Source organism: Arthrobacter arnarulunnguaqae (assembly GCF_051262515.1).
Lineage (GTDB): Bacteria > Actinomycetota > Actinomycetes > Actinomycetales > Micrococcaceae > Arthrobacter_N.
This window is the reverse complement of record NZ_JBIMER010000011.1, coordinates 26,251-42,465: the sequence shown is the minus strand read 5'-3', so window position 1 is coordinate 42,465 and position 16,215 is coordinate 26,251. Positions and strand designations below refer to the sequence as shown.

At 68.4% G+C, this 16,215-nt stretch carries 14 protein-coding genes, 1 tRNA gene and 1 other RNA gene; 7 read left to right on the top strand and 9 right to left on the bottom strand.

All coding sequences use genetic code 11. The features are described from left to right. Window positions 1-19: 19 nt before the first annotated feature. Both benB and benA read right to left on the bottom strand, forming a co-directional pair. Window positions 20-547, bottom strand: coding sequence for a benzoate 1,2-dioxygenase small subunit (gene benB / locus ACHAAJ_RS11075; protein ID WP_435728200.1), 528 nt, complete (start codon window positions 545-547; stop codon window positions 20-22). Window positions 548-557: 10 nt separating this feature from the next. Next, window positions 558-1,985 carry a benzoate 1,2-dioxygenase large subunit gene (gene benA, locus ACHAAJ_RS11070; protein WP_435728199.1) on the bottom strand — a complete coding sequence of 476 codons (1,428 nt, stop codon included), beginning with the start codon at window positions 1,983-1,985 and terminating at the stop codon, window positions 558-560. 288 nt (window positions 1,986-2,273) lie between these two features. Here benA and ACHAAJ_RS11065 point away from each other — a divergent pair, with 288 nt between their 5' ends. Beyond that, window positions 2,274-3,497: a benzoate/H(+) symporter BenE family transporter gene (locus tag ACHAAJ_RS11065; protein ID WP_435728198.1), complete on the top strand. Its 1,224-nt coding sequence runs from the start codon at window positions 2,274-2,276 to the stop codon at window positions 3,495-3,497. Window positions 3,498-3,525: 28 nt separating this feature from the next. Next, window positions 3,526-4,239, top strand: a complete 714-nt coding sequence (locus ACHAAJ_RS11060; RefSeq protein ID WP_435728197.1) for a DsbA family oxidoreductase — start codon at window positions 3,526-3,528, stop codon at window positions 4,237-4,239. Here ACHAAJ_RS11060 and ACHAAJ_RS11055 read toward each other — a convergent pair. Then, entirely contained in the window at window positions 4,236-4,928 is a 693-nt protein-coding gene (locus ACHAAJ_RS11055) for a LytR C-terminal domain-containing protein (RefSeq protein ID WP_435728196.1), read from the bottom strand. The genes ACHAAJ_RS11060 and ACHAAJ_RS11055 overlap by 4 nt on opposite strands. Window positions 4,929-4,930: 2 nt before the next feature. Then, window positions 4,931-5,230 carry a type II toxin-antitoxin system VapB family antitoxin gene (locus ACHAAJ_RS11050; RefSeq protein ID WP_435728195.1) on the bottom strand — a complete coding sequence of 100 codons (300 nt, stop codon included), beginning with the start codon at window positions 5,228-5,230 and terminating at the stop codon, window positions 4,931-4,933. A gap of 181 nt (window positions 5,231-5,411) precedes the next feature. Between ACHAAJ_RS11050 and ACHAAJ_RS11045 the strand changes: the two genes are divergently transcribed. Continuing rightward, entirely contained in the window at window positions 5,412-6,437 is a 1,026-nt protein-coding gene (locus ACHAAJ_RS11045; RefSeq protein WP_435728194.1) for an isopenicillin N synthase family dioxygenase, read from the top strand. 120 nt (window positions 6,438-6,557) lie between these two features. Here the strand turns inward: ACHAAJ_RS11045 and ACHAAJ_RS11040 are convergent, their stop codons facing one another. The 4 genes from ACHAAJ_RS11040 to ACHAAJ_RS11025 all read right to left on the bottom strand — a co-directional run bounded on the left by ACHAAJ_RS11040 (window position 6,558) and on the right by ACHAAJ_RS11025 (window position 10,482). Continuing rightward, window positions 6,558-8,072 carry a multicopper oxidase domain-containing protein gene (locus ACHAAJ_RS11040; RefSeq protein WP_435728193.1) on the bottom strand — a complete coding sequence of 505 codons (1,515 nt, stop codon included), beginning with the start codon at window positions 8,070-8,072 and terminating at the stop codon, window positions 6,558-6,560. A 3-nt stretch (window positions 8,073-8,075) separates the two neighbouring features. Further along, window positions 8,076-9,491 carry a multicopper oxidase domain-containing protein gene (locus ACHAAJ_RS11035; protein ID WP_435728192.1) on the bottom strand — a complete coding sequence of 472 codons (1,416 nt, stop codon included), beginning with the start codon at window positions 9,489-9,491 and terminating at the stop codon, window positions 8,076-8,078. Next, a complete protein-coding gene (locus ACHAAJ_RS11030) occupies window positions 9,484-10,143 on the bottom strand; it encodes a hypothetical protein (protein WP_435728191.1) in 660 nt (219 codons plus the stop codon). The genes ACHAAJ_RS11035 and ACHAAJ_RS11030 overlap by 8 nt, the downstream gene beginning before the upstream one ends. A 254-nt stretch (window positions 10,144-10,397) precedes the next feature. After that, window positions 10,398-10,482 (bottom strand) — tRNA-Ser (locus ACHAAJ_RS11025). Window positions 10,483-10,602: 120 nt separating this feature from the next. Here ACHAAJ_RS11025 and ffs point away from each other — a divergent pair. From ffs to recR, 4 genes are all read left to right on the top strand, one after another. Further along, window positions 10,603-10,699, top strand: an RNA gene (ffs, locus tag ACHAAJ_RS11020) — signal recognition particle sRNA small type. A gap of 20 nt (window positions 10,700-10,719) precedes the next feature. Continuing rightward, the gene (gene gluQRS, locus ACHAAJ_RS11015; protein WP_435728190.1) at window positions 10,720-11,658 is read left to right on the top strand and encodes a tRNA glutamyl-Q(34) synthetase GluQRS; all 939 of its coding nucleotides are present in this window, start codon (window positions 10,720-10,722) and stop codon (window positions 11,656-11,658) included. Continuing rightward, window positions 11,655-14,552, top strand: coding sequence for a DNA polymerase III subunit gamma and tau (locus ACHAAJ_RS11010; protein ID WP_435728189.1), 2,898 nt, complete (start codon window positions 11,655-11,657; stop codon window positions 14,550-14,552). The genes gluQRS and ACHAAJ_RS11010 overlap by 4 nt, the downstream gene beginning before the upstream one ends. A 53-nt stretch (window positions 14,553-14,605) precedes the next feature. Then, window positions 14,606-15,205 carry a recombination mediator RecR gene (gene recR, locus ACHAAJ_RS11005; RefSeq protein WP_435728188.1) on the top strand — a complete coding sequence of 200 codons (600 nt, stop codon included), beginning with the start codon at window positions 14,606-14,608 and terminating at the stop codon, window positions 15,203-15,205. Window positions 15,206-15,251: 46 nt separating this feature from the next. On the opposite strand, the gene ACHAAJ_RS11000 is transcribed toward recR, so the two are convergent. Next, window positions 15,252-16,010 (bottom strand): GntR family transcriptional regulator, encoded by a 759-nt coding sequence (locus ACHAAJ_RS11000; RefSeq protein ID WP_435728187.1) that lies wholly within the window; start codon window positions 16,008-16,010, stop codon window positions 15,252-15,254. Window positions 16,011-16,215: the final 205 nt, after the last annotated feature.

Here is a 16,215-nt window from a genome sequence, read left to right as displayed (position 1 = left end):
ATCGCTCTTTCCGAGGGGATCAGATGTGGTAGATGTCCACGACGTGGTGGATGAAGTCGTTCTTGAGGACGACCTTCTTGCTGGTGATGACCGGCTGCGGGCCCGAGAAGTCCACCGTGTAGTACGACGCGCCGAAGTAGGTGTCGACGTTCTGGTACCGGTAGTACAGCGTGAACCAGTTGAAGCGCAGTTCCACCATGCCGTCCGCCTGGGAGAGGATCTCGACGTTGTTGATGTTGTGCCCGGTGCGCGGCTCCGGCAGGCTGGTGGCGCTCGAGCGGTCCGTCTTGATGCGGAAGACGCGGTCCTCGAGACCTCCGCGGTTGGAGTAGTAGATCAGCGAGATCTCGCGCTGCGGGTCCTCGGTGAGCTTGTCGTCGTCGGCCCAGGCCGGCATCCAGAACGTGGCCTCGGGGTGGTAGCACTCGATCCACTCGTCGAACTGGCGGTCGTCGAGGTAGCGGGCCTCGCGGTAGAGGAACTGCTCGACGTCGGCCTGCGAGACCCGGCCGGCGACGTTGCCTTCGGTGGTGTTGGTGATCGTCATTGCCCGCTCCCTAGCGCTCGGTGTTCTCGGTGTGGCCGTGGCCGCTGCACGGGTCCGCGGCGGACGCGCCCGGGCCTGATGCCTGCGGGGCCGCGATCTCCGCGGCGACCGCGGCACGCATGGTGTCCCGCCAGTAGCCGTGCTGGATCGGGTACAGGCCCTCGTCCTCGGTGCGGGCGCCGCTGGAGATCGGCTTGAGCCCGATCTTGTCAGCGTTCTCGTCCGGACCGGTGATCTGGTGCGCCTGGCCGCGGCTGAGGTCGTTCCACTTCGCTGAGGTGGCCATGTACGTCTTCTGGCAGGAGCGGAACTCCTCGAGGTCGTCCGGGGTGGCCATGCCGGAGGCGTTGAAGAAGTCCTCGTACTGGCGGATGCGGTTGGCGCGGGCCGCGTCGGACTCGCCCTTGGGGGCGATGCAGTAGATGGTGACCTCGGTCTTGTCCACGGCGATCGGACGGAACTGGCGGATCTGGGATCCGAACTGGTCCATCAGGTACACGTTGGGGTAGAGGCACAGGTTGCGGGAGATGTTAATCATCCAGTCCGCCTTGGCCTCCCCGAACTTCGCCACGAGCTCGTCGCGCTGGTCGAACAGCGGACGGTTGGCCGGATCCAGCCACTCGGTCCACAGCAGCAAGTGGCCGTGCTCGAAGGAGTAGTAGCCGCCCTTCTGCTTGGCCCAGCCGCCGGCGTCCATGGTCTTGGTGTCGTTGGTGGACTCGCCGGCGGTGCGGCGGGCCTGCGTGGCCGCGTAGTTCCAGTGCGTCGCGGAGACGTGGTAGCCGTCGGCGCCGTTTTCCGCCTGAAGCTTCCAGTTGCCGTCGTACGTGTACGTCGAGGAACCGCGCAGGACCTCCAGTCCGTCCGGCGACTGGTCCACGATCATGTCGATGATCTTCGTGCTCTCGCCCAGGTGCTCCTCGAGCGGCTTGACGTCCGCGTTCAGCGAACCAAAGAGGAAGCCGCGGTAGTTCTCGAACCGCGCGACCTTCGTGAGGTCGTGCGAGCCGTCCTTGTTGAACTGCTCCGGGTAGCCGGCGCCGCGGGAGTCCTTGACCTTCAGGAGCTTGCCGGAGTTGTTGAACGTCCAGCCGTGGAACGGGCAGGTGAACGTGGTCCGGTTGTCCGTCTTGCGGCGGCACAGCATGGCGCCGCGGTGGCTGCACGCGTTGATGAGGGCGTTCAGCACGCCCTCCTTGTTGCGGGAGATCACGATGGGCTGGCGGCCGATGTTCGTGGTCAGGTAGTCGCCGACATTGGGGATCTGCGACTCGTGCGCCAGGTAGATCCAGTTGCCCTCGAAGATGTGCCGCATCTCGAGCTCGAAGATCTCCTCGTCGGTGAAGATGTTGCGGTTGGCGCGGAAGACGCCGTTTTCCTCATCCTCGATCAGGGCCTGGTCCAAACGTGCGCTGACTTCATCGAGTATCTCGGTCATGGCGTCTCCTTCTGTGTCTTCATTGCCACTGGGGCCGCGCCATCCTGCCGAATGGGACGCGGGAAAAAAATGGGTGACCTCAACCATCACACCTAGTGCGCGCGGTCACACTGGGCATTTACCTAGGCTTGACCAAGGGTGCCTATTGAGAGCCTTTTCCTCTGGATTACGGGGCTTTTGGTATTTGTGGCACGCTCCTCTGCGGCGTACGGTGGGCTGGGTTTGGGCGTGCCCCGGATCACACCGGACGCCCTCCACACAGACCCCCACACGAACGAAAGGCGCGGCATGCAGTCATCCACCGGGCTCCGCGCCCCCGACGCGCGGCGCGGCGGCTTCCTCCGCGACGTCTCGTTGTCCGCCGTCGTGGCGGGATTCATCGCCGTCGCCGTCTCCTACGCCGGACCGCTGCTGGTGGTTCTCGGGGCCGCGAAGCGCGCCGGCCTGACGGCCGACCAGACCACCTCCTGGGTGTGGGCCATCTCGGTCGGCAGCGGGATCGTCTGCGTCCTGCTCAGCGTGATGACGCGGATGCCCGTCGTCGTCGCGTGGTCCGTACCGGGAGCGGCCCTGTTGCTGACCGCGCTGGGCGACTACGCGTATTCGGACGCGATCGGCGCGTACATCGTCGCCGGGGCCCTCGGTCTCGCGCTCGGCGTTTCGGGCCTCTTCGGCCGCCTGCTCACCGCCGTTCCCCGGCCCGTCGTGGCCGCCGTCCTGGCCGGCGTCCTCCTGCCGTTCGTGATCAACGTGGCCGGCGCCGTCGTCGACTCCCCGCTGGTGGCCGGCGGGCTGGTCGCCGCCTACCTCCTGGGCCGCCGCTTCCTCCCCAAGTACGCCGTCCTGCTCGCCCTTCTCGCCGGCGTCGTGCTCGCCGTCGCCTCCGGCCAGGCCACCGCGCCGGAGGTCGAGGCCTCGCTGTCCGGCCCGCTGTGGACCACCCCGACGTTCTCCCCGATGGCCGTGCTGGGCATCTCCGTTCCGCTCCTGATCGTGACGATGGCGGGCCAGAACGCGCCCGGGCTGGCCATGATGATCTCCAGCGGCTACGTGCCCAACGACCGGCTGCTGCTCGGCGGGGCGGCGGCCGCCTCCATCGTCTTCGCGCCGTTCGGAGCCCACTCGATCAACCTGGCCGCGATCACGGCCGGGATCTGCGCGGGCAGGGAGTCCCACGAGGACCTCCGCCGCCGCTACATCGCCGGCGTCGCCTGCGGGGCGTTCTTCATCCTCTTCGGCACCTTCAGCGCGACCATCGTTTCCCTCCTCGACGCCGTCCCCGACGAACTCGTCACGGCGATGGCCGGCGTCGCCCTGGCCGGGGCCCTCCAGGGAGCGTTCGCCGACGCGATGTCACCGGACAAGCGGGGTCCGGCGGCGGTCGAGGCCGCGCTGATCACGCTAGTGGTGACCGCCTCCGGCATCGCGCCGTGGGGCATCGTCGCGCCCTTCTGGGGGTTCCTCGCCGGGAGCCTGGCGTACCTGCTGTTGCGCCGCACACACCGGGAATAGGCCCGTCCGTCCCGGGGTTCACCCACGTATGAACCAGCCCCGCCTCACCGTAGACATTTGGTCCGACATCGCCTGCCCCTGGTGCTACATCGGCAAGCGCCGCTTCGAGACGGCCCTGGCCGGCCTCCCCTTCCGCGACCAGGTCGACGTCGTGTGGCACAGCTACCAGCTGGACCCCTCGCTGCCGGAGCGCTATGAGGGCACGGAGACCGAATACCTGTCCACCATCAAGGGCCTGCCCGCCGCGCAGGTCACCCGGATGCTGGAGCACGTCACGGGCCAGGCCGCCGGCGAGGGGCTCGCGTACGACTTCGGGAACCTCAAGGTCGCCAACTCGTTCACCGCCCACCGCCTCCTGCACCTCGCCAAGGAGAACGGCCGCGGCGACGAGGTCAAGGAGGCGTTGCTCTCCGCCCACTTCGAAAAGGGCCTGGACACCGGGGACCGCGGCACGCTCCTGTCGCTCGCGACGGAGGCCGGGCTCACGGAGGCCGAAGTCGCCCGCGTCCTGGACGGCGACGGTTACCGGGATGCCGTCGAGGCCGATTTCGCCCAGGCGCGCGCCCTCGGCATCACCGGGGTCCCGTTTTTCGTGCTGGACATGAAGTACGGCATCTCCGGCGCACAGCCCGCCGAGGCCTTCGCCGAGGCGCTGACCACGGCGTGGGGGGAAAGCAACCCGCTCACCATGGTTGCCGCCGGCGCCGACGGCCAGACGTGCGGTCCGCGGGGCTGCGACTAGCCTTCGGGGGCCGGCGTCGCCTCCGCCGACTTCTCCTCCTCCTCGGTCGCCCGCGGGCAGCGCAGGCGTCCGTCGTCGGTTGAAACGGACGCGGCGTCGATGAGTTGGTCGAACTTCTGCCCCACCACCAGGTCCACCGAATCGCCGTCGTTCGCTGGGTCCTTGACGTACTCGGTGCCCTCGATGTGGTGCTGGAGGGTCAGCGCCTGGCCGCGGCCCGCCGTCCCGGAGCCCACGGCCGCCACGATGTCCGGATCGTTGAGCACCTTGTTGCCCACCTCGCCGATCGTGAAGCCGCGCTGTTCGAGCCGGTTGGCGGCGGCGCCGGCCAATCCGTTGATTTGCGTGGCGTTGTAGACGTTCACCGTGACGGTTTGCGGGTCGAGGTAGGGGTATGTCTGAACGGGGCACGCCGGTTCCGCCACCGCGGTCACGGGCGCCTCGGCCTCCGGCTCCAGGGCGGGGATAACCAGTTGCCGGGTCGACACCAGGTAGGCGCCGACGAGCGCCGCCACCACGAAGGCCACCAGCAGCACCAAAACGACGCCGTGGCGCAGCCGCTTCATGTAATGGTGGGGGTCGTTGACGTGTTCGGGATCGCTGGCGTCGAAGTCGCGGGCGAGGTCGTCCTCGGTGACGATGCGGTGTCCATGCCACTCTCGCGGGTCCACGCGCTTCTTACGCGCCATGCCTAGTCCTCCAGGACCAGCACGCGCGCATGCATCACTGAGCGGTGGTGCAGCGCCGTGCGAACCGCCCGGTGCAGCCCGTCCTCGAGGTACATGGTGCCCCGCCACACCACGACGTGCGGGAACAGGTCGCCGAAGAAAGTGGAGTCCTCCGCGAGCAGCGCGCCGAGGTCCAGGGTGGTCTTGACCGTCACGAGCTCGTCCAGCCGGACCTGGCGCGGGGAGACGACCGCCCAGTCCTTGGGCGAGACGTAACCATGGTCCGGGTACGGGCGGGAATCGCCAACGGCTTTGAAGATCACCAACCCAGCTTAGGGAACGGCGGACCAACTTAGAACGACCGCCGCCGCGTCGGCGGTGCGGCGCGTCGAATGGCAAGCCGGCGGCGCCTTAAGTCAAGGGTTCCGCAATGTTCCGACACATGACGGAATAGCGCGTCATGATCGCTTCCCCGGCCACGTAACACGGGCCTAACGTTGTGTCATGAACACAGTCCGCACCTCCGTTCCCGTATTGGATATGTCCACCGCGCGCACCGCCGACGGACATTTCGATCCCGACTTCATCGCCGCGCTGCGCGACGCCGCACACAATGTCGGCTTCTTCCAGATCACCGGCTACGGGGCGCGCGCCGAGCAGGCGCGGGAGCTACTGGACACCATCGCCCGTTTTTTCCGCCTTCCGCTGGAGGAGCGGCTCAAGCTGGACAACCGCAGTTCTGCCCAGTTCCGCGGATACACCCGCCTCGGCACGGAGATCACCCGCGGGCGCGCCGATTCGCGCGAACAGATCGACTTCGGCCCTGAGCGCGAGACGCTTCTCGAGGTGCCGGCCGACCGCCCGTACCTGAACCTGCAGGGACCGAACCAGTGGCCCGAGGCCTTCCCGGACCTCGAGCACGCGGCCATGGAATGGGCCGGGCTCATGAGTTCAATCGGCGCGGAGCTGCTGTCCGCGATCGCCGTCTCGCTCGAACTGCCCGAGGACTACTTCGCCGAGCCGTTCGAATCCGCCCCTGCCTGGATGGGCAAGCTGGTCCACTATGTCGGCGGCAACCTGGTCCCCGAGGCGGGCAACCAGGGCGTCGGCGCCCACGCGGACTACGGTTTCGTGACCCTGCTGCTGCAGGATCTGGTGGGCGGGCTCGAGGTCAAGCCCTACGGCCAGGACGAGTGGATCACGGTCGAACCCATCGAGGGCGCGCTCGTGGTGAACCTCGGCGAGATGCTGGAGGTAGCGACCAACGGCTACCTGATGGCCACCATCCACCGCGTGACCGCTCCCCCGGCCGGCGTCGACCGCTATTCGGTGCCGTTCTTCTGGTCGCCGCGCCTCGACTCGGTGATCGACACGATTCCGCTGCCGCCGCACCTCGCGGCGGACGCGCGCGGCGCGTCGGACGATCCCCACAACCCGATGCTGTCCTCCTACGGGGCCAACGTGCTCAAGGGTTGGCTCCGCGCCCACCCGCAGACCGCGAAGATCCACTACCCGGAACTGGCCAAGTAGCCTCCGGCGCTGATCCGCGGCGGACTTCCCAGCCCAACCGGTGGTGTCGGGATACATGTCGAAAAGCCTCGCGCATTCCGACACATATCCCGACACGGACAGAACTGGTTGGGTTGCCGGCTACGAGGCGATCAACTTCAGCGTCCGTGTCCCGAGCACCGCCCCGGTGATCCAGTGGTGCCACTCGATCGACATGACGTACTCGCCCGGCACCTCCGGATGCAGCAGGATGTCGTAACGCTCGGCGGCGCCCATCGCCACGACGTGGGTGGTCAGCCGGTTCGCCTGGTCCTCCAGCATGCTGGTCGGGATGGAGGGCCCCAGGGGATCCGACGTGTCCCGGTAGGGACGCCCGTCGTGGGCGATCAGTTCGGCGATGCGGGCGTACTTGCCGTCCGGTCCCTTGAACTTGATCTTGTTCGGCAGGTAGTTGCCGTCCAGCAGTCGCATCAGACTGGGCGCGCGCCCTTCCCGCTCGATGTTGATCGGCAGCTGGTCCGGGGCCCACACGGCCTCGTCCTTCTCCACGCGGCTGTCCAGGAGCCCGCCCGTGATGTAGAAGTTCGTCGGTTCGAACCTGTTCAGTCCCACGTCCTCGCCGGACAGCCCCGCCGCGTGGCCCATCGTGTGCCAGCGGGGGTCCACGGAATACGGCATGATCAGGGACTCCGTGGCGATGTCGTACAACGGCCCGTCCGCGAACGCGCGCCGCATGCCCGCGGGCACCGGGAATCCCGGCAGCACCACGGGATCCACGATCAGCGGTCCCAGCAGCCCCAGTTGCGCATGCAACGGCGTGTTGACGTGGCAGTGGTAAAAGTACGTTCCCGCCGCCCCGTAGTTCGGGTTGCCAACGCGGCCCGGCTCCGCCCGCCACTGGTACGTGTACCGTCCGTCGATCTCAAACGAAGTGTGCCCGACGCCGTCGTTCCGTGGATCCGGTTCCATGCCGTGCCAGTGGATCGTGTGTGGCCCCATGCTCGGCTTGATGCCCGCGTGGAAGACCTCGTTTTCCTTCGGACGAAGCGTGGGACCGGGGAACCCGCGGCCGGATGCTTCGGTGTCGAACACCCACATTTCGAATTCCGCCCCGTCGGGGAACGTCAGGTCCCGCTTCGAGATTCCCATCTCCACCGCGAAGTGTGGTTCCTGCAGGAATTCCGTCACCGGATTGTCCTGTTCCATCTGACGCGAGGCAAAGTCGGCCTGCGAGTCGTACTCGCTGTGATCGCCGTCGTCGTCCTTCGGCGGCGCCGTCGATGGCGCGCTGCTCGACGGCGAACTGTTCGACGATGATGACGATGCGGGCGCGGAAGAGGACAGAGGCGCGGAGGATGAGACTTCGGCCGATGACGAGGCCGGCGCGGAAGAGGTGGCCGGCGCCGACGACGACGTGGGTGTCTGGCTCGACCGGGCCGCGGACTTGGTGGGCGTCGCGGTTCGCCGTGCGGCTCGCCTTGCCTCCTCCTTGGCGTTCTTGGCGGCCCGCACTGCGGCTCCCTTCGCCCTCTTGGCCTCTTCGCGCGCCTTCTTGGCGGCCCTAGCGGCCTTCCGCGCGCGTTCCCGGGCATCCTCCTTGGTCGCTCGGGCGTCGCGCCTTCGTGCGGCGACCGTCTCGATCTGTGGTGAAGCCATGACCTACACCCCCCATGCCATCGATTTGAGATTCCAGTGGGCGACCAAGCCGCCCGGGTACATCCCGCCGGCCGCGGTCTGCGACGGCTCGGCGTGGCAGTGCATCGGATATAGCCAGTCCGTTCCCCTGGCTGCCCACACCATGTCCGTGGCGTCCGGCGGTCGCTTCATCGGGATCATGCAGTCCTTCGCGTCCATCGGCTCCAACTCCACGACGTCCTCCCACTGCTGCAGGACCACGTGCCCGTCGGCATCGACATAGCCCCGCGTGCGCGGCCACTCCACGTTGTTGCGCCGCACGGTCCACAAGTGGTTGCCGTGGAAGTGGATCTGGTGGAAGACGATGCCCGGGTTGACCAGACGCACCATCTGCCCGGCGCGGATCGTGCCGGCCACCAGGTCCTCCCCGAACAGCCGCACATCGACCTGTCGCGGATAGCCGGAGATCAACGACTCCTCGTGGCTTGCTTGGTTGATGGCCTTGTTCGGCGAATGGGCCAGGGCCTCGTACCCGCTGCGGTCGTTGAGCAGGAAGTACCGCGGGACGGCCGGGTTCGCCTTCTGGTCCACGGTCCCGCCCGCAGCTTCGATAGCCGCCCACTCCGGATCGACGGCGTGCGCCATCCACAGCCATTGCCGTTCGAAACAGGCCTGGTCCTTGGCCACGTGCCAGGGTTCCTCCGGGTCGGCGACCAACAGGCATCCGAACAGCCCCAGGGTCCGTTGGACCGGTGCATTGGTCGAGTCGTGGTAGATGTAGGTGCCGGGCGGCGGCGCCTCGAATTCGAGCATGCCGTATCCACCCGGCGGAATGTCTCCCGTCGTCAACTCGGTCCCGTCCGCTCCGGCGCGGGCGATCGTCAGCCGGTGCGTACCGGCCAGCGTGTTGAACACGCGCAGCCGCACCGTGGCCCCAAGCTCGGCGATCAGCGTCCGTTCCGGGAAGTGGCTGGCCCAGTAGTCGCGGCGGATTAGGAACTGTCCCACGTTTGCGGGATCCTGGGCCAGCGGCGTGGGCGTCCCGTCCGCGGGCACCTCCGCGTCCAGCGGATAGGTCCGCGAATCGACGATCCGCCCGTCGGCCGTGAAGACCTTCGGCTTCATGCGCAGGGCGGGTTTGGCGGCCTTGAGTGTGGTCGGCGCGTCGCCGAACCCGCGGTGGTAGACGAGCGAGTCGTCGACCATCTTCGCGTATCCCTCGTTGATGTAGATGTCGAGGACGCCCGGCAGCGGAACCTCGGCCGCGGGCACGGCCGCCGGCGTGCGCACCGGCCGGACCGCGGCCCGCGCGGCCACGGACGGTCCGGCGGCCAGGGCGGCCACCGCCACCACACCTGCCGCGGCGCCGAGCTTCAGCGCGTCCGCGCGGTCCACCCGCGTGTCCCCGCCCGTTCCCGTGGCGTTCTGGTTCTCACGCATGGCTGGCCTCCAGGTATCCGGGCCGCCACGCGACCGCCGGCAGGGGAAGTTGCAGGGACCCGGCGTTGACGGCGACGACGTCGTCGAATTGCGCCGTGAAGGCATGGGCGTCGGAAGGCACCAGGAAACTGATGTCCCCGCCGATCGATCCACCCGGCGGCAAAACGGACGTCGGCAAGTCCGATCCCCTGTTGACCACCAGCCACGGCTGCGTATCCGGCAACACCCGCAACTGGCCCGGGGACAAGAGGACGTCCTCGTCGGATTCGTTGAAGACCTCCAGACGGAGCACCAGATGGTCGCCGTACGTCATGTTCGCCGGTTGCGCGGAGGACGTTCCGGCGACCTCGTGTCCGCTGTGCGAGGCACCCGCCCCCACTCCCGACAGCCTCGACTGTCGTTGCGCGGCGACGATGCGCAACCTTCCGAAGCTCGCGGCCACCGTCGTCGTGCCGGGCGGCCCGCCCGAGGCGAACGCCGCGGCCAACGCGCTGATGCCGCCGGCGCCGACCACGATGGACGAGCCCAGCACCAGACCGAAGCCACGCCTAGACAGCCCTTCGACCGCCACGCCGGATGTGCCGCCGGCGTCGAACGCGCCATTTCCCAATTTTTCGTCGCGCAGGCGCGACTTCCCCCAAGTCCCGAACACGGTAAAACCATCCTTATAGTCGATGCCCCAAACATCGAAGGACCCTCAATACTGCCCCAAACGCGGTCCGAAGGTCCTCCATCTCCCCACTTGCGACTTAGTATGCACCCGCGTCAAAAAAGTGTAAATAGTCAGGGGGCAGTCAATACATCGATTCGAGTGAATCGCTCCGGCAGTCGGCTCTGACTTGGGCTTGGAGGGCCTCGGTTAAACGAAAAAGATCCCGCCACAAGGGCGGGACCTGTTCCGATCCGCGGAGGATGGGGGATTTGAACCCCCGAGGGCGTGAACCCAACACGCGTTCCAGGCGTGCGCCATAGGCCGCTAGGCGAATCCTCCAGATTGCTCAAAAGAGCAGTCTCCAGAGTACCGGAGAAACCGCCGGGGGACGAATCGGGGCCGGGATGGCATGCCTGCGGTGCCGGTTTCGAGGCGCGGGCCCAAGCGGTTAGACTATTTGTCGGCCCCCCGTGTGGTGTCATCCTGTCGAACTCCCCCAGGACCGGAAGGTAGCAAGGGTAGATGGGCTCTGGCAGGTGCACGGGGGGTCTTTAATTTTCCGCGGGAGGTGCCACGGTGGGAGCAGGACGCTTCGCCCCGAGCCCTTCGGGCGAACTGCACGTCGGCAACGTCCGCACCGCCGTTCTCGCCTGGCTCTTCGCCCGCTCCACCGGCCGCCGGTTCCTGATCCGCGTCGAGGACCTCGACCGCGCACGGGCCGGCGCGGAGGCCGACCAGCTGCGCGACCTCGCGGCCATAGGCCTCGACTGGGACGGCCGCGCCGAACGCCAAACGGACCGCATGGACGGCTTCCGGGACGCCGTGGCGGCGCTCCTGGCCCGCGGGCTGCTCTACGAATGCTTCTGCACCCGGCGCGACATCGCCGAGGCCGCGTCCGCTCCGCACGCGGCGCCCGGCTCCTACCCGGGAACGTGTCGCCTTCTCGGCGACGCCGAACGCAGCGAACGACGCCGGCACCGCCCGGCCGCGCTGCGTCTCCGCACCGACGTCGTGCGCCTGACCGTCGCCGATGAACTCCACGGACCGTACACGGGCGCCGTCGACGACTTCGTGGTGCTCCGCAACGACGGCGTGCCCGCCTACAATTTCGCCGTCGTCGTCGACGATGCGCTGCAGGGCGTCGACCAGGTGGTCCGCGGGGACGACCTCCTCAGCTCGTCCCCGCGCCAGGCGCACCTCGCCTCGCTCCTCTACGGACCCGCCGCCGTTCCCGCCTACGCGCACGTGCCGCTGGTGCTCAACCAGGAGGGTAGACGACTGTCCAAGCGAGACGGTGCCGTGACGCTGACGGACCTTGCGAACGACGGCGTTCCGCCGGCCCGCGTGCGCGCCCTCCTGCTGCGTTCGCTGGGGCTTCCGGAGGACTCGCTCGCCTCCGCGCTGGCCGCGTTCGAACCGGCCCGGCTCCCGCGGGAGCCTTGGGTCCACTCGCCCCTCACAGCGGCCGATCGAGGATGCGGCGAGACGCCGCAAACGGATAGGGTGCAGTGGTGAGTACAGCCCTTTACCGTCGCTACCGTCCGGACACTTTCGCGGACGTCATCGGGCAGGAGCATGTCACCACCCCCTTGATGGCGGCGCTGGAAAAAAACCGCGTCAACCACGCCTACCTCTTCTCCGGACCTCGTGGCTGCGGCAAGACCACGTCGGCCCGCATCCTGGCCCGCTGCCTGAACTGCGAACAGGGCCCAACCGCCGCGCCCTGCGGCGCCTGTGGAAGCTGCGTGGAGCTCGCGACCGGCGGTCCCGGCTCCCTTGACGTGATCGAAATCGACGCCGCGAGCCACGGCGGCGTCGACGACGCGCGCGACCTGCGCGAACGCGCCACGTTCGCCCCGGTCCGCGACCGCTACAAGATCTTCATCATCGACGAGGCCCACATGGTCACGTCCGCCGGGTTCAACGCCCTCCTCAAGATCGTCGAGGAACCGCCCGAGCACATCAAGTTCATCTTCGCGACGACGGAGCCGGACAAGGTCATCGGCACCATCCGCTCGCGCACCCACCACTACCCGTTCCGGTTGGTGCCGCCCGAGCCGCTGATGACGTACCTCGAGAGGCTCAGCGAATCCGAGGGCGTGCCCGTTGCGCCCGGCGTCCTGTCCCTGGTCGTCCGCGCCGGCGGCGGTTCCGTCCGCGACTCGCTGTCGGTCCTGGACCAGCTGATTGCCGGCGCTGGTCCGAGCGGGCTCGACTACGAGCTCGCCGTGTCCCTCCTCGGCTACACGCACGCGTCCCTGTTGGACGACGTCGTCGACGCGATGGCGGCGCAGGACGCGGCGGTCGTCTTCGGCGCAGTGGACCGCGTCATCCAGACCGGCCACGATCCGCGCCGCTTCGTGGAGGACCTCCTCGAGCGGTTCCGCGACCTCATCATCGTCAAGGCGATGCCGGACAACGCCGCGCAGATCATCCGCGGGTTGCCCGAGGACCAGCTCAACCGCATGCGGCAGCAGGCCACCCAGCTGGGGCAGGCGGAGCTGAGCCGCTCCGCCGACGTGACGAACCAGGCCCTGACCGAGATGACCGGGGCCACGAGCCCGCGCCTGCACCTGGAGCTCCTGTGCGCGCGGTTGCTGTTGCCGGCCTCCGACGCGACGGAACGCGGCATCAACGCGCGTATCGACCGGATCGACCGGCGGCTGGCGTACGCCGGGGATGTGCCGGCCGCATCGAATGCCCTCCCGACCGCCAACTGGTCCGACGCCGGAACCGCGCCGGCCTCGTCCGGAACGTCATCCGGCGGCGGTTTCGAATCCCCCCGCGAACAGGGTGCGGCGCAGGTCCGCGAGGCCCTGCGTTCCGCGCGCAAGCAGGATGCCGGGGACCCGCCGGAGGTCGCCCCCCGGGACGTCGGCGACCAGAACCCGACTGTCGCTCCCGCCGCCCCCGTCGCACCAGCCGTCGCCCCCGTGACGGCGGTGGCCACCGCGTCCTCGCCGGCCGCCGTGTCGCCCGCCGAAGCTCCCGCCGCCAAATCGCCCGCGGCCGCACCGGGGGAAGCCGCGGATGCCTCACCCGATTGGGGCGGGAACTGGTGCGTGGTGCCGGAAGCCGAGTCCGAGTCCGACAAGCCGGCGTCTGTCCGGTCCGAACCGGTTGCCACCCCGCCCGCTCCCGAGCGCGGGCCCACCCGCGACCAGCCCGTTCCGCAGACTGACGAAAAGGTCTCCGGTCCCGTTTCGGAACCGGCATCGGTGCAGACCCCGGAACCCGCTTCCGCTCCCCCTTCCCCTCCCGCTTCCCCCAGCGCGCCCGCGGCGGGCTCCATCGAAATGTTCCGCCGGGCCTGGCCCGAGATCATGGCCGCCCTGAAGGAGGAGAAGAAGTACGTTTGGCTGACCATCCAGCCGCACGCCTCCCTCGCCGGCTACGACGGCCGCACGCTGACCGTCGCCTTCGCCAACCCCGGGCCGATGAGGGCATTCGAGGGCAAGCCGGAGAACGTCGGCCTCCTGCAACAGAGCATCCACAAGGTCCTTGGGGTCAAGTGCGAGATCGTCATCACCGCCGGGGGTTCCGCTCCGGCGGGTGGTTCGGGCCCAAAAGCTGACCGCCGGCCAACGCCGGCGGCCGCCGTCCCCACCACGAACCGAATTGTCGATCCCACGCACGGCCCCGTTCCGACAGTGGAGGCCCGCGCCGCCGAACCCGTAGCAACCGCGGCACCGCACCGTCCTGCCGCGCCCTCTTCAGAGCCCGCGCCCGCCGCGGCCGCGGCTCGATGGAAGGCCGCTCGGCAGACGGAGACGTCCCGCGGTCCCTCGCGCACCGCTTCGCCACCACCATCCGACGACGAATCCCCCGACTTCGGTCCCGAACCCGAGGACGAGGGCGGCTACGACTGGGGCGCGGACAACGTCCCCGTCCCCGACTGGGAGCAGCCCGTCCCGCCGAGCGCCGCCGCGCCCCGCCCGACCGGACTCGCCGCCGCACCCGCTCCTGCCGTGCGCATCCCGGGCGCCGCGGCACCGGCCCCCGGAGCCGTGGCACCGCCGCCGTCGGACTTCCAGCCCATGGACTCGGACTCCGTATCCATGCCGTCGCCGTCGCCCGAGGCGTCGGCACCCGGCGCCCCCGCACCGGCACCGGCGTCGTCCGGTCAGAAGCGCATGAGTCGCTACCAGCAACTCCTCAGCCAGGCGCGGGAGTCGGGCCCGCCGGAAACCCGGACCCAACAACCAGCCGCGCCCTCCGGCCAGCCGGGAGGACCCGCCGCATCCCCGGGCGGCGGCAAGCCCGTAGAATCGACCTACGTTGAGGACGTCCCCAGCGACGACGACATCGCGATCGAGGAGTCCGGGGTCGTCGGGCGACCGGCCATCGAGCGGATCCTCAACGGACGGCTGATCGAGGAACGCAACCACGACGGTTCCCCCGTAACCTGATTCCCGGTCCACGGCCGCCGTGGTCCCATCCCATCCCAGCAGTGTGAGGTCTTGTGTACGAAGGCGCAGTTCAGGAACTGATCGATGAGTTCGGCCGACTACCTGGCATCGGCCCCAAGTCCGCGCAGCGCATCGCGTTCCACATCCTGGAGGCCAACCGCGAGGACATGGACCGGCTCGCCGACGCCATCCGCGCGGTCAAGGACAAGGTCAAGTTCTGCTCGATCTGCTTCAACGTCTCCGAGCAGGAGACCTGCAACATCTGCCGCGACGCCCGCCGCGACGAAACCATCCTGTGCGTCGTCGAGGAATCCAAGGACGTGATGGCCGTCGAGCGCACGCGCTCCTTCCGCGGCCGGTATCACGTGCTCGGCGGCTCCATCAATCCGATTGCTGGCATCGGACCGGACCAACTGCATATCCGCGAACTGCTCGGCCGCCTGCACGACGACAAGATCGAAGAGGTCATCATCGCCACGGATCCGAACCTCGAGGGCGAGGCGACCGCGACCTATCTGGCGCGCATGCTGAAAACCATCGGCATCAAGGTGACCCGCCTCGCCTCGGGCCTGCCCGTCGGCGGCGATCTGGAATACGCCGACGAGGTCACCCTCGGCCGCGCGTTCGAGGGGCGCCGCAGCGCCATCGGCTAGCGACCCACGGCCGGCCGCGGCATCCGCCGAAGGCGGGAGGCGGGCCCTAACCGCCGATCGGACCGAGTTCGAGCTCGTCGTGGGATAGCTCCGCGGCCATCGTCCGGACCCCGGCTTCGGGGTGGCCGGTCAACCGATGGACCGTGCCCGAAAAGTGTTCCCGCAAGGCCCGAACCGCGCCCTCGCCATCGCCTTTCAACACCAGCTCGAGCCGTTTGCTGTGCGGGCCGTGCATATCCGTGCGGACCACGTATCCCAACGGATTGCCAAAACTGGCCATGCGGGTTTCGATGACCAGCGTCGACATGCACCGGGTCAACCGCTGGTTGCCCGCCGCACGCACCATCTCGAAGTGAAAATCCAGGTCCGCGTCGCCGATGGCGCGGGCCATGGCCTCCTGCTCGGCCTGACCGGCGAGGACCTCTGTCTGCTCACACGCGACGAGGATCCGCCGCAGGGCGGTACTTGAATCCTCGAGCCGGCGCGCGCGGCATTCGGGATCCGGCTCCCGGGCCAATCGCCTCAGGGCGGCGCCCTCGATCGCCAGCCGCGCCTCGTAGAGTTCTTCCAGTTGGTCCATTCCGACGGTCGCGACGCGCAGTCCCTGCCCCGGCCGGGCGACCAACAGACCCTCCTGGACGAGCCTTTGGGCGGACTCCCGAAACGGTCCCCGGCTCACGCCCAGCTGTCTGGCGATCTCCAGGTCCGGCAATGGGGTCCCAGGCAACAGCCCGCCGTCGTAAATCGCATTGCGCAATTCCAGGGTGATGAGGTCGACGGTCGAGGAACGCTGAACGCGGGGCACGGTGGGAGCTCCACCCGTCGGAGACCTGTGCATTCGAGCTCCATTCGTCGTGGCCGAGTCCGGTCCATCGGGGAACAGGGGCGTTCCGGACGGTGACCACCAGTGATCGTAACTTAATCGTGACCGCGGGCCCTCCGCCGTCGGAACGGACGGAACCTTCCGCAGGATGTCGCGGAAATCCGCGCCAATACTGGCATCCAAGCAC

Excerpts from the sequence above, each read along its gene's own strand:
- ACHAAJ_RS11040 (WP_435728193.1), bottom strand. The coding sequence starts at position 8,072 with ATGGCTTCACCACAGATCGAGACGGTCGCCGCACGAAGGCGCGACGCC.
- benB (WP_435728200.1), bottom strand. The coding sequence starts at position 547 with ATGACGATCACCAACACCACCGAAGGCAACGTCGCCGGCCGGGTCTCG.
- ACHAAJ_RS11045 (WP_435728194.1), top strand. The coding sequence starts at position 5,412 with ATGAACACAGTCCGCACCTCCGTTCCCGTATTGGATATGTCCACCGCG.
- benA (WP_435728199.1), bottom strand. The coding sequence starts at position 1,985 with ATGACCGAGATACTCGATGAAGTCAGCGCACGTTTGGACCAGGCCCTG.
- ACHAAJ_RS11055 (WP_435728196.1), bottom strand. The coding sequence starts at position 4,928 with ATGGCGCGTAAGAAGCGCGTGGACCCGCGAGAGTGGCATGGACACCGC.
- ACHAAJ_RS11060 (WP_435728197.1), top strand. The coding sequence starts at position 3,526 with ATGAACCAGCCCCGCCTCACCGTAGACATTTGGTCCGACATCGCCTGC.
- ACHAAJ_RS11065 (WP_435728198.1), top strand. The coding sequence starts at position 2,274 with ATGCAGTCATCCACCGGGCTCCGCGCCCCCGACGCGCGGCGCGGCGGC.
- ACHAAJ_RS11035 (WP_435728192.1), bottom strand. The coding sequence starts at position 9,491 with ATGCGTGAGAACCAGAACGCCACGGGAACGGGCGGGGACACGCGGGTG.